Raw genomic sequence first — 13,234 nt, forward strand, 5'->3', positions numbered from 1 at the left:
CTTGCGGTTGTTTTCGGGGCTCGTCTTCTGCCCGGAGCGGATGAGGTTGGTCAGAAACATGAAGCGCTTGGCGGCGAATACCAGCACGACAGCTGTCATCAATAGCCCGACGACGAGCCTGATAAGCATCTGAGTATCCACCGGGTGCCTCCCCACTCCTAAGTTACCCAAGGGTAACTTAATGCATGTTACTGGTCAGTAACTTTCGCTCGATGCCTGCTCATAGTTGCATCTCGCGGGGAAAGGCCGCTACGTAGGTTGCCCTAACTACGCTTCGGGCACCCCATCACCGGGTCCGGGGTCGATGACAGGGGTGGTGGTTCCTGTGCTTCCGTCGCCCGGTCCGGGGTCGATCGGCGGCGTGGTTGTGTCGCTTCCGTCACCCGGGCCCGGATCGATCGGGGGCACCGTCGGCGGTGTCGACGGAGGTGTCGTGGGCGGGGTTGTGGGTGGTGTCGTCGGAGGCGTTGTGGGTGGGGTGGTCGGTGTTGTTGTCGTCGGGGTCGTGATGGTCGGAGGTGCCGTGGTCGTCGGGGGAGGCGTTGCCGGAGCCTGGACCGCCGGGGGCTGGACCGCGGGCTGCAGTGGCCGCTGCGGAGCTGGGTTCGTCCGCTGCACTACCACCGTGGTGACCTGGGGGGCCTGCGGCGCCGGAGTTGCGGGAGAAAGAACCGGCGCCGCAGGCGCGGGGGAGGGAGTCACGGTGACGGCGGCTTCAACCGGTGTGGGGGCGTCGCTGCCGAACGCGGTCAGGCCGAACACCACGCTGGTGATCACTGCTGCGGCGGCCGAGAGCCCGAACAGAACGATCGGGGCGCGCCGCGGTTGCGGTGTCTCTTCGACCTCTTGGTGGCGGAAGTTCAGCTCCGGGCGGGAGTCGGCTGGCCGCTCGACGTACTGCGTGTCCTCATACGCCGCATTCGCATAAGCCAAGCCGTCATCGGCCCCGGCATCTTCGGACCATGCCAGTGCCTGGACGGTGGCGGACTGCGGGCCCATCGCGGCGGCCGCGGTTCCCGGCGCAGGCGTCATCGTGGTCTCGGTCTCGACGACACGACTGCGGGCAGCGATCAGCGCGGCGCCCTCGGCGGCCGCGAGTTGCGGGCGAGCGGTGGTGACGACGGGTGCGCGCAGGTGCGCGGAGACCCGCTGGGTGATCAGCGGGATGCGCGCGCCGCCGCCGACGGTGGCGACCGCCGAAACCGCTGCCAGCGGAACATGCCAGCGAGTCAACGTATCGTCAAGTGCGGCAAGGAAATCGGCGAGCGGCGCCTGGATGAGATCCTCGAGTTCAGTGCGGGTGACGCGGATATCGGCGCGTTGGCCGGGCAGGTCGGCAACCACCGCGGTCGCGGTCTCCGCGGAGAGCCGCTCTTTGGCACGCTTGCACTCGTCACGCAGCCGGGCCAGCGATCCAACCATCGCAGTCCCCGACGGATCGATCTGTGACGCGTCGAGTAAGCCGGCCACGACGTGCGTCAGCAGTGCCTGGTCGATCTGGTCGCCGGAGAAGTCGGGATGACGGACAGTTTCGCCGATCGGCGCGAAGTCCTTCGCGGCGTCGGCAAGCGTGATGCTGGTGCCGCTGCCGCCGAAGTCACACAGGACGACCACGCCATGAGTCGGCAGGCCAGGGTTGGCGCGAAGCGCCGTCAGCGCCGCTGTCGCATCGGAAACCAGCGGCAGCCCCTCGCGCAGGGTCCCGCGCAGCGTGCCGACGACCGACGGGCTCCAGTGCGCAGGCACGGTGATCGTCACGTCCGACACCGGCACGCCTTCGGTCACGGACTGTGCCATCGCGCCGAGCGCCTCGGCCAGCAGCCGTTCGGACTGATGCGTCGAACCGTCGGCAGCGACCAGCGGCACCGGGTCGCCGACGCGCTCGACGAACCCGGTGAGACGCATCCCCTGCACGGTCATTTCAGAGGGGCGGACGAGCGCGGTCTGGCCGTCGCGGGTGGCGGCCAGGTTCGTCGCGCCGACCGATAGGCCAAGCGAGTGGCCATGGGTGCCTGGTGCATTCAACATGCGACTGACCGTATGGCGAACGGTGACGCCGCAAATCCGGTGCGCAACCCCTCACCAGGGATCCCCGACTAGGGAATTCGGATTAGGGGAATGGGCGCCGTTGGGGGATCAGGTCTGCGGGGCCAGCAGGGCGCGCAGCATTGACAGCATCTCCGAGCGCGATTCGGCGCCAAGCCGCCGCCGGATCCTGGCGACGTGATGCTCGACGGTCTTCGCGGAGATGAACAGCTGACTGCCGATGTCGCGGTAGGGCATGCCCAGCAGCAGTAGTTCGGCGACCTCGCGTTCGCGGTCGGACAGCCGGGATGACGACGGACGCGCGTGGTCTGCGCGTTGCGCCCCCGACGTCACCGCCGCGGCGGTTCCCGGCTCGCTTTCGGCGTCGACCGCGATGGTCTGCTTGAGGTCCCGCGCCAGTTGCAGCATCGCCCCGGAGACCCTGGCGTCCGGGGTTTGCAGGGCCGCCTGGCTCGCCAGCCGCGTGGCATCCCACGTGAGGCCGAATTGCGCCAGCGCCCGCGCCGCGGCCGTGACCTCATTGATGTCGACGTGATTGGCAAGGACCCGCAACCAGGTTCGGCCCGCAGTGGCCAGCGCTTTGGCGAATGCGCTGTGCGCCGCAGCGGCCGTCAACGCCTGACCGTGCGGCGCCACCGCATCGGGAGCATTCGCAAGGATGCCGGCATGCACACCGGCCCAACGCAACGGAACCGACCAGAGCACGGGATTGCCAAGCGATTCCAGCAGCGCGAACGCCTCCGCGAGGGTGTGCTGCAGCCGGTCGACCTGCCTCATCCGCGCTGCGGCGACCCACAGCTCGGCCAGCGGCAGCAGTGAGAACAGGTCCAGGGAGTACTCGGCGAGCACCTCCAGGGCGGCATACCAGTGCTTCTGCACCGCACCGCTGTCCCCGCTGCGACGGGCGATCGCGGTCTGCAGTGCCGCGGCCCACAACGCGTCGCGGCGGTGCAACGTCCCTTCGGCAGCGACGAGGACCGCATTGACGTCTGCGGTTGCCGCGGGCAGGTGTCCGTCCTGCATCCGAACCCAACCCAGCAACAGCCGGTGCCGGTAGGCCGCGAAGGCCTCGTCGGCGGTGTCGGTCTGACTCGCCGCACGCGCTGCCCGCGCGATCACGCTGCGTGCCCGCACCGGGTCCCCGCCATGCAGAGCGGCCAGCGTCACCAGCGCGGCAGGCGTATCGGGGGCGACGCCGGGTGACTGCTGTTCGGCCGTGATGGACTGGCCAAGCCGTGCGACGGCGACGGGGAATGGTTGGTCGAGTGTTAGCAGCAGGCCCTCCGCCAGGCTGCGAGCGGCGCGGGCCGTCGACGTCGGCGGCCCGGCACTGTCACTGCTCAGCGCCGCCCTTGCCGACGCCAGGTCACCGGCGGCGACCGAGACGATCGCACCGGCGGCGCTGACGAATGCGTCCGGATACGGACCGAGCCACCTGAACAGGTCCGCGGCCTGCGCTGCGCTGCCGTCGTGCAAAGCGATGCTCGCGGCGATCCTGACCGCCGCAGCGCGCTCGGCCACGTCCTCGGATGCCAGCAGCTCGTCGGCAAGCCTGCCCGCGGTGGTGCAGTCACCTGTCATCGCGAGCGCATCGGCCAGACGCGCCGACAGGGCCGTCGCACCGGCATCAACTGCGGCGCGATACAGGCGCGCTGCCCTCGCCGGCTGTCCCTGGCTGCGGGCCGCCAGATCGGCAAGCGCGTTGGCCAGCCGCTCGTCCTGCAGCCCGTGCTCGGCCATCCTTAGTGCGAGATCCGGTGAGAGCGTGGACAATTCGATCTGCGATACGAGCAACGAGATTTCGGTGTCATGGTGTCGCGCCGTACCGATGATCTGGGCGATGCACCCGTGGACGGAGCGCAGGAACGCGTGACTGTGCGACGGCTCGATCAGGCCGCTGGCCCGGGCGCGGTCAACAAGGGCCTGTGCCGACTCGGTGCTCAACCGCAACGCGGCGGCGACGTCGTCCGGCCCGAGTTCGGGACTCAGCGATGAGATGAGAAGTGTGTCGAGCACCGGTTCATCCAGCCGGCGCAATCGCTCGATCAGTGCGAATTTCGCCGCCGACACGATCACCGTTGCGGGCGCCTCGCCGTCCGGTGACCCCGCTGCGGCGATCGCAGGCCCAAGCAGGAAGGGTAGCCCCGCCGTCGCCACCAGCAAGGAGCGGACAATGTCGGATGCCGGTGGCGCGCCCAGTATTTCGGCCGCGATCCGGTTCACCTCGGCCGGTGTCAGCGCGCCGAGCGACACCACGGGGTTGTCCCGCTCAATGGCCGTTGCCAGTGCGCGCAGCGACGAATGGTGGGCGAGCGGTTCGGCGGCCACCACGATCGTCGTCGCGGGATCGGCGACCCGCTCGATCAGCTGTCCGAGCTCGTCGTCATCGAGCAGATGCGCGTCGTCGATCACCACGGCGGCGCCGGGATCGTCGCCGTCGCGTGGAGGTCTGGTTACCACCGGGATGCCAGCTGTCCGCAGCGTCGAACGGATGACGGCGAGCACCGAGCTCTTACCGGTGCCGATGCCCCCCGACACCAAGATCTTGACCGGATCGGTCGGCGCGGCGGTGAGCGCCGCGACGGCGTCGCGCGCCGGCGGTGGGACGTCCGTCAGCGGTTGCGGCGCCGGTGCTGCCATGGGTCACGGCTCGGTTGTGGTCGGTTCCAACGCCGCAGCAGTTGTCGTGGTCGGCGGTGCCACGGTGGTTGTCGGCTGCGTGGTCGTTGGTTGCGTTGTAGTGGTCGGCGGCGTTGTCGTTGTAGTCGTAGTGGTCGTTGTTGTTGTGGTGGTCGTCGTCGTCGTGGTGGTCGTCGTCGGCGGCGACGTGGTGGTCGTGCTCGGCGGCGGAGGGGGCGGCACCACCGTCGTACTCGGCTGTCCGTCAGATCCCGTGACCGTAATGGTCTGCGGCGCTTCGGATGTCGGTGGCGGTCCGGACGTCGGACCGGTTTCGATGGTGGTGGCTGTTTCGGTGACCGGGCCCGTATCGCTGCTAGTGCCCGTCAGCGTGTACGCCAGCCCGCCGATCGCCAGCAGCGCCGCGGCGGCCGCCGCCCCGAACAGAATGGGCGGCCGCTTGTACCAGGGCAACGGTCCCGGCTCGGGCTCATAACCCTCTTCCTCGTGGGCGAACGCCACTTGCGGCCGGGCGTCGGTGGCACCCGGATCGAAGCTGTAGTCCTCGCCCGAATACGGAACCGGCTCGGCGCCTGGCGAATCGTCCTGCGACCACGCCAGTGCCCGGAAGGTCGCCGAGGCCGCACCGTCGGACGCCGACTCCGTCGCGGCCAGTCCAGCGGCGCCCACCGCCCAGGCTGCGGCCGCCATGCTCGTCGGCGCATCCGCGGCGGGCGCCATCCCGGTGGGTGCGTCGGCGTCCATCGCGGCGTCGGCAACCAACGCGGCGCCTGCCGCGACGTTGAGCTGCGACTGTGGCGTCGTCACGACAGGGGCTCGCAGCCGCTCCGACAGCTGCTGGGTGACCATCGGAATGTTGGCGCCGCCGCCGACCGTCGCCACGGCAGAAATGTTGGCGACCGGAATATTGTTGCGCTGCAACGTTTCTTCGATGACGGTGAGCAGTCCGGCCATGGGGCCGGCGATGAGGCTCTCCAACTCGTTACGGGTCACCCGGATGTCGGAGTTGAAGCCGGGCAGCTCGGCGTGCACCGCGGTGGCCGTCGACGCGCTCAACCGTTCCTTGGCTTGGCGGGATTCGTCACGCAGCCGGGCCAGGGATCCGACGGCCGCCGTGCTCGCGGGATCGGCGTTGCCCGCTTCGGCGATGCCTGCGATGACGTGGTTGAGCAGGGCCTGGTCGATCTGGTCGCCGGAGAATTCGGGGTAGCGGACGGTCTCTCCAATGGCGTCGAAATTCGAACCGGCATCGGCCAGCGTGACGCTGGTGCCGCTGCCACCCAAATCCAACAGCACCACGACACCGTTCGAGGGAAGGCCCGGCGCGGCCTGCAGAGCAGACAGCGCCGCGACCGAATCGGGGATGAGCGCCGCGGGCACGCCGTTGGGGGCGAGGCTGGGCTTGGCGCGCAGCGCACCCCGCAGCGCGCCGACCGTTGCCGGGCCCCAGTGCGCGGGTACGGCGATGGCGATCGGTGTGCCACCGCCGACCGTGCGGGCCATCGCATCGAGGGCCTCGACCAGCACACGTTCGCCGTTGTGCTGGGAGCCGTCGGCGGCGACGAGCGGTACTGGATCCCCGACCCGATCGACGAAGCCGCTGAGCACAAGGCCGGGCTGGTTCGGATCCGCGTGAAACTCGCCGGGCAGCCCGACTTCCGGGGCGCGGTCGTTGAACAGGGTGAGGATGGACCGGCGGATGACCGGCGGACGGCCAACGCGGGCCGCCACCAGGTTGGTCATCCCGATCGACAACCCGAGCGCGTCGCTCATGTTCACCCCTGCCGGATCTCGATGTCGGCCCCACCTTAGCGGCTTGCGACGCCCAGATCAGGGAGATCCCCCTAGTGGCTCCAAACCCCTAACGCCGAGTCCCCTAACGGCGTCGCCGCAGTGGTGGGTTTCGCACCGATCACCGGGGCCGCGCCCGTCGATAGCATCGAGTCAAGCCTTTGGGCTACGCCGCTTATATATCTGCAAAGGGAAGGAGGGAATCTCATGGCAAACTCGCTACTCGACTTCGTCATGTCGTTGGTGCGAGACCCCGAGGCCGCCGCTCGTTATGCCGAGAACCCCGATCAGGCTATTCATGATGCCAACCTCGTCGACGTCACCAGCGCCGATGTTAGCAACTTGATTCCGGTGGTTTCGGAATCGATGCCTTCGCTGTCGGGGGCAGTGCCAACCACGGGTACTGACGGAATCATCGGTGACGCAGCCGGCAACGTCTGGGCCAGTGGGGCGGCCACCGCCGCATTCGATGCGTTCGACGACCCCGCGATCGTCCAGGCAATCGACGATGGTCCGGCGGTCGTGCGCGAACTCGTCGACCAGCCGGATGCGGCCCTGCAGCCCGGGCTCGACGTGCTCGCCGACGCCGGCGTGCCGGGCGTCGCGGGTGCTGACGATCCGTCGTTGCAGCTCGATGCGGCTGTCATCGACGATGCGCCGGCCCATGAACTGGCTGAAGACAGCGACTGGGGCGACACCATCACCGAAGTCGCGGATCTGGATTCCAATGCATCCGGGTTCGACGTCTTCTGACAATCGAAATCAATGCGCGGCCCAATCGGGCCGCGCATTTTTCGTATGCGTTGACCTGCGCAAATGTCGGCGTACGCTAACTAGATGGCCATCCCCTAGCCACCCCCTAATCCCCTAATGGGGTGCCCCCCGCAACCCCGGGATGCACCCGCCCAGGGAGGGGATTCGGCCCCGTTTCCGACGGGTCTGCGGCTCCATAACGTATTCACCAGATCGCCGGACACCCCGGTGACAGACCTCCTCCAAGGACAACCCGAAAGGCACGACAATGAACCTGATCGACTACATCCTCAACCTGTTCCGCAGCCCGTCGCCCGATATGGCCCGCGCGTTCGTCCAGAACCCGGTACAGGCGGCATCGACCGCCACCGGGCAGGCCGTCACCGCGACCCAGCTGCAGACCGCCTACACCGCGGTTGCGCCCGTGAGCGCGGCCTACGGTGGCGGCGACCCGATCGTGGGGATGCAGCGCGCCGTTGCCAACCACAACCACCTGGAGTTCGAGCCGAACCGGGTGCTCTCACCCGACACCGAGTTCGCCAGCCGGAACAACACCGAGTTCCTCAGCAACAACGATCCGGAGATCCTGAGCCCCAACGCCGGGGAGAACGTCCAGCAGGGCGGCGTCAACCTGGACTTCAGCGACATGACCTTCGGTGACCGCAACGAGGCCTCCGACGGCAGCGTCATCAACACCGGCACCGCCGGCGACATCGACAACACGAACGTCAAGGGTGACGGCAACGTGGTCGGCGATGACAACGAGAACGTCAACACCGGCGATATCGAGGACTCGAACGTCAACATCGGCGAGGACAACGAGATCGACGACAGCGGCGACCAGACCGCTGGTGGCGACATCATCTCCGACAACGAGGGTCCGGTCATCAACGACGTCGACATGAGCGGCGGCAACGGTGGCGGCGCCGCCGGTGGCAACGGTGGCGGCGGCCTGATCGGTGTCGGCAACGACGGCGGAAACGCAGCCGGCGGTGCCGGCGGCAGCGGCGGCGGAATTGTCATCAACGACAACGACACCACCAACGTCGACGGAAACCAGACCACGGTCGATGCCGGCGGCGACGTGTCCGGTGTCTCCGGTGGCACCAACACCGAGGACAACTCGGTCGACAACTCGGTCGACAACTCGGTGGACAACTCCGGCCAGGACAACTCGGTCGACAACTCCGGCCAGGTCAACACCACGGTCGATGTCGACACCACGGTCGACGCCGGCCTGTTCTGACCCACAACCGAATAACGCAACTGGCGGGGACCGAATATGGTCCCCGCCAGTTTGCGCGCCTACCGTAGACGGACGGCGATCGACAAAGAGGAAGACCGATGACGCAACCCAGTGATCCGCGCAAGGTCAAGGTGATCGTCGAGCTGATCGACCACACCAGCAAGATCGCCGACACCAACAATCGCGGTGATTTGGTGGAGCGGATGCGGGTTGCCAAGGACCGCATCACCGATCCGCAGATCCGGGTGGTGATCGCGGGCCAGCTCAAGCAGGGCAAGAGTCAGCTGCTGAACTCACTGCTCAACGTCCCCGTGGCGCGGGTCGGAGACGACGAGAGCACGGTGCTGGCGACGGTCGTGTCCTATTCCGAGAAGGCGTCAGCGCGACTGGTGGTGGCCCGACCCGATGGTGCCGAACCGGAACTGGTGGAGATCCCGACCGCGGATCTGACGAAGGACCTGCGCCGCGCGCCACAGGCGGGGGGTCGTGAAGTGTTGCGGGTGGAGGTCACCGCGCCGAGCCCGTTGCTCAAGGGTGGGCTGGCGTTCGTCGACACCCCCGGCGTCGGAGGGCATGGTCAACCGCATCTGTCGGCGACGTTGGGGTTGTTGCCCGACGCCGATGCGATGTTGATGTGCAGCGACACCAGCCAGGAGTTCACCGAACCGGAGATGACGTTCATCCGGCAGGCAGTCGAAATCTGCCCGGTCGCGGTCATTCTCGCGACGAAGACCGATCTGTATCCGCACTGGCGGCAGATCGTCGATGTCAATGCCGAGCATCTGCGCCGGGCGGGTGTCGGCACGCCGATGATCCCCGTTTCAGCGATGTTGCGCAGTCATGCGATTCAGCTCAACGACAAGGAACTCAACGAGGAGTCCAACTTCCCTGCGATCGTGAAGTTCCTCAGCGAGAAGGTGTTGTCCAGGGAGAACGACCGGGTGCGTGATCACGTCGTCGCCGAGATACGTTCGGCGGCTGAGCATTTGACGTTAACGGTGGAGTCGGAGCTGTCGGCCTTCAATGATCCGGAGGCGCGTGGCCGGTTGTCCGCCGATCTGGAGCGACGCAAGGAAGAGGCGCAGGAAGCGCTGCAGCACACCGCTTTGTGGCAGCAGGTGCTCAACGACGGAATCAGTGATCTCACCTCGGATGTGGATCATGATCTGCGCAACCGATTCCGGGTGATCACCCAGCACACCGAGAAGGTGATCGACGAGTGTGATCCGTCGCATCACTGGGCCGAGATCGGCACGGAGCTGGAGAACGCGGTGGCCACCGCGGTGGGGGACAACTTCGTGTGGGCCTACCAGCGGGCGGAGGCGCTGGCCGCCGAGGTGGCCCGCACGTTCGTCGAGGCCGGGCTGGAAGCGGTGAAGATGCCCGAGATCAGCGCCCGCGATATGGGCGCAGGCTTTTCCGAATTCAAATCACTGGCCCAACTCGAAGCCAAACCCATCAAGGTCGGCGATCGAGCGGTGTCCGGACTTCGCGGATCGTTCGGCGGTGTGCTGATGTTCGGCATGCTTACGTCATTCGCCGGCCTCGGCATGTTGAATCCGCTCTCCCTTGGTGCCGGGGCGCTGTTGGGGCGCAAGGCGTACAAGGAAGAGATGGACAACCGGATGTCGCGCATCCGCAACGACGCGAAGATGAATGTGCGCCGCTTTGTCGACGATGTTCAATTCGTCGTCAGCAAGGAGTCGCGCGACCGGCTCAAGGGCATCCAGCGTCAGCTGCGCGATCACTATCGTGGCATCGCCAATCAGACCACCCGCTCGCTGAATGAATCGCTGCAGGCGACCCTTGCCGCGGCGAAAATGGAAGAGAACGAGCGCAATACCCGCGTCCGGGAGCTGGAGCGTCAGCTCAATATCCTCAAACAGGTCACCGACCACGCGGTGAAGCTGTCGGCACCCGCCAAGGCGCCGGCCCCCGCGGCCACCCCCTAGTACCCCCCATGCCCCCGATGAGGGGTGGGGGTGCGGCCCCGATGTTGAACGTGGTTCTGCGGCATACAGTTTGCTAAAGAACTTCCCACTGGAGGCCATCATGTCGATCCTGGATTTCACGACAGGTCTGTTCCGCGAACCGGCCAGCCTTCAGTCGTTTGTCGATGACCCCGAACAAGCGCTGAGGGACGCCGGTCTGCCGGACGTGACGCCCGAACAGGTCCACGATTTGCTTCCGGTGGTGGCCGAGTCGATGCCTGCTGACCATCCGCTGCAAACCGTGGTGCACGCCCCCGATCCCGTCGCGGCACTCCTGGATCTCGACATCGCGCAGCTGGCGGCCGCCGCACGTGACCACAGTCGAGCGGATACGCCCGAAAAGGCGGTTGGCGAGCCGGCCCGCGAGGTGATTTCGGTCGGCAACATCGAGTGCAAGCCGGTCGACGACGAATCCGACTTCGCCGCGAAGTGGGACATCATCACCGAGGGCGACACGGCCCTTGGTGGCGTCGTCGACGACCCGCTGACACCCGAGATCGAAGGCGACCTCGCCGCGCATCCCGCGGGCCCTGCCCAGGATCTGGTCGACACCGATTTCAGCCCCGCGGCTTGGGGTAAGGCGATCGAATGAGCTAGCGGTGCATAAGCTGGACGTCCGGTCATTGCCGAAATGGACGGGCAGCCAGACGTCGATGAGGTAGCGCGAGGATGAGCACGAGCGATCAGGTGCGCGCGATCCTGGGCGGAACCATCCAGGCATACCGGGCCGATCCGGCCTACCGGGACCGCCCCGACGTGCACAACGAGCTGGACCGCATCGGCCGTCGACTCAATCAGCCGATTCGCATCGCCCTGGCCGGAACGCTGAAGGCGGGCAAGTCCACGCTTGTCAATGCGCTTGTGGGCGAGGACATCGCGCCCACCGACGCCACCGAGGCCACTCGAATCGTCACCTGGTTCCGGCACGGGTCAACCCCGAAAGTGACCGCCAACCACCGCGGCGGCAGGCGGTCCAACGTGCCGATCGCCCGCAACGGCGGGTTGACGTTCGACTTCGCCAGCCTCGACCCCGAGGATGTCGTCGACCTGGATGTGGAATGGCCGGCCGCCGAACTGATCGACACCACGATCATCGACACTCCTGGCACGTCGTCGCTGTCGCGTGATGTCTCCCAACGCACATTGCGGCTGCTGGTGCCCGACGACGGGGTACCGCGGGTGGACGCGGTGGTGTTCCTGCTGCGCACCCTCAATGCGGCCGATATCGCGCTGCTCAAACAGATCGGTGAGTTGGTCGGCGGTTCTGCGGGGGCGCTCGGCGTCATCGGGGTCGCGTCAAGGGCCGACGAGATCGGGGCGGGCCGGATCGACGCCATGCTGTCGGCGAAAGATGTGGCCACGCGGTTCACCACCGAGATGGACAAGACCGGCATCTGCCAGGCGGTGGTGCCGGTCTCCGGGCTGCTGGCGCTGACCGCACGCACACTGCGCCAAAGCGAATTCGTCGCGCTGGAGAAGCTGGCAGGCGTGGACGCCGCCGAGCTGACCAAGGCGATGCTGTCGGTGGATCGCTTCGTGCGTGAGGACAGCTCGTTGCCGGTCGACGCCGCGACCCGCGCCGCGCTGCTGGACCGATTCGGCATGTTCGGCATCAGGATCTCGATTGCCGTGCTGCGCGCCGGCATCACTGACTCGGTTGCGCTGGCCGACGAGCTGCTGGAACGCAGCGGGCTGGTGGCGCTGCGCGACGTCATCGATCAGCAGTTCGCCCAGCGCTCGGATCTGCTCAAGGCACACACCGCACTGTTGTCTTTGCGACAGTTCGTGCAGAACAACCCGATCTACGCGACGCGCTACATCATCGCCGATATCGATCCGCTGCTTGCCGACACGCACGCGTTCGAGGAGCTGCGGTTGCTCAGCCAGTTACGCTCGCGGCCAACGACATTGAATGAAGACGAGATGGCGTCGCTGCGGCGGATCATCGGCGGATCGGGCACCGACGCGGCCAGCAGGCTTGGGCTGCAGCCCGACGCTCCCTACGACGGCCCGCGGGCCGCCTTCGCCGCCGCTCAGCGGTGGCGACGCCGCGCCGACCATCCGCTCAACGACCCGTTCACCACCCGCGCGTGCCGGGCCGCGGTTCGCAGCGCGGAGGCGTTGGTCGCCGAGTACGCGGCGCGCGGCCGCTGAGCAGCTAGGTCTCCACGGTCCAGGTTGTGACGCGGCCGTCCGGACCGGTCAGCTCTCCTGACGCCAACGCTTCGTCGATCAACGAGCGAACCCGCGACTCGTCACTGGGGTCGGCTTCGAACTGCACGCGAAGAACTATCCTGCGGTCGTCCACAGGCACCGCGTCGGTGTGGTGTGGCGCCAACGGGCACGGTGGTTCGTGGTCCCAATGTCCGCACAGGGCAACGGTTATCGCGCCGCCGAGTGCTGCGGAGTCGCCGCCTGGGTCCAGCATGACCACCGCGTCGTGCGCGTATGCGGTGCGGGACATGTCAGCCGCCCGGCGGCACGGTGATCGTCTCGGTGACCGTGCTGGTGCTCGTGCTGACGCTGGTGGTCGGCTCGGTGGTCGTCGTCGTCGTCGTGGTCGTGGTTGTGGTGGTCGTGGTTGTGGGCTCGGTGGTCGTGGTGGTGGCCGTCGTCGTGACGGGCGCCTCCGTCGGCGTCGGGGTGACCGTCTCAGTGACCGTGCGCGGAGCGGATGTGGGTGTTATCGGGGTCAGCGTCGTCGGCGTCTCCTCCGACGACGGGCCCGAGATGAGACTGGCCAGCCCCCACACGATCAGCGCGACCA

General features: G+C 67.3%; 10 protein-coding genes. 6 read left to right on the forward strand and 4 right to left on the reverse strand.

Going from position 1 to position 13,234, the window contains the following annotated elements:
* Window positions 1-267 precede the first annotated feature (267 nt).
* The 3 genes from VFH65_RS01880 to VFH65_RS01890 form a co-directional block, all read right to left on the reverse strand.
* Complete coding sequence (locus VFH65_RS01880) at window positions 268-2,028, reverse strand: Hsp70 family protein (protein WP_353319431.1); 1,761 nt, start codon at window positions 2,026-2,028, stop codon at window positions 268-270.
* A 108-nt stretch (window positions 2,029-2,136) separates the two neighbouring features.
* Window positions 2,137-4,686, reverse strand: a complete 2,550-nt coding sequence (gene iniR / locus VFH65_RS01885) for an isoniazid response ATPase/transcriptional regulator IniR (RefSeq protein ID WP_353319432.1) — start codon at window positions 4,684-4,686, stop codon at window positions 2,137-2,139.
* A gap of 3 nt (window positions 4,687-4,689) precedes the next feature.
* On the reverse strand, window positions 4,690-6,459 hold the full coding sequence (locus tag VFH65_RS01890; RefSeq protein WP_353319433.1) for an Hsp70 family protein: 1,770 nt from the start codon (window positions 6,457-6,459) through the stop codon (window positions 4,690-4,692).
* Between the two features lie 225 nt (window positions 6,460-6,684).
* Between VFH65_RS01890 and VFH65_RS01895 the strand changes: the two genes are divergently transcribed.
* The 5 genes from VFH65_RS01895 (at window position 6,685) to VFH65_RS01915 (ending at window position 12,621) form a co-directional block, all read left to right on the forward strand.
* The gene (locus VFH65_RS01895) at window positions 6,685-7,230 is read left to right on the forward strand and encodes an Rv0340 family IniB-related protein (protein ID WP_353319434.1); all 546 of its coding nucleotides are present in this window, start codon (window positions 6,685-6,687) and stop codon (window positions 7,228-7,230) included.
* Window positions 7,231-7,498: 268 nt separating this feature from the next.
* The gene (locus VFH65_RS01900; protein ID WP_353319435.1) at window positions 7,499-8,476 is read left to right on the forward strand and encodes a hypothetical protein; all 978 of its coding nucleotides are present in this window, start codon (window positions 7,499-7,501) and stop codon (window positions 8,474-8,476) included.
* Window positions 8,477-8,574: 98 nt separating this feature from the next.
* Window positions 8,575-10,428: an isoniazid-induced dynamin-like GTPase IniA gene (gene iniA, locus VFH65_RS01905; RefSeq protein WP_353319436.1), complete on the forward strand. Its 1,854-nt coding sequence runs from the start codon at window positions 8,575-8,577 to the stop codon at window positions 10,426-10,428.
* 100 nt (window positions 10,429-10,528) lie between these two features.
* Entirely contained in the window at window positions 10,529-11,059 is a 531-nt protein-coding gene (locus VFH65_RS01910; RefSeq protein WP_353319437.1) for an IniB N-terminal domain-containing protein, read from the forward strand.
* Window positions 11,060-11,136: 77 nt separating this feature from the next.
* Complete coding sequence (locus VFH65_RS01915) at window positions 11,137-12,621, forward strand: dynamin-like GTPase family protein (protein ID WP_353319438.1); 1,485 nt, start codon at window positions 11,137-11,139, stop codon at window positions 12,619-12,621.
* A 4-nt stretch (window positions 12,622-12,625) separates the two neighbouring features.
* On the opposite strand, the gene VFH65_RS01920 is transcribed toward VFH65_RS01915, so the two are convergent.
* Window positions 12,626-12,931, reverse strand: coding sequence for a hypothetical protein (locus tag VFH65_RS01920; protein ID WP_353319439.1), 306 nt, complete (start codon window positions 12,929-12,931; stop codon window positions 12,626-12,628).
* Window positions 12,932-12,951: 20 nt separating this feature from the next.
* On the opposite strand from VFH65_RS01920, the gene VFH65_RS01925 reads away from it, so the two are divergent.
* The coding region (locus tag VFH65_RS01925; protein WP_353319440.1) for a hypothetical protein at window positions 12,952-13,234 on the forward strand (283 nt) is incomplete at its 3' end.

The sequence above is a fragment of the Mycobacterium sp. genome (assembly GCF_035697385.1).
Classification (GTDB): domain Bacteria; phylum Actinomycetota; class Actinomycetes; order Mycobacteriales; family Mycobacteriaceae; genus Mycobacterium.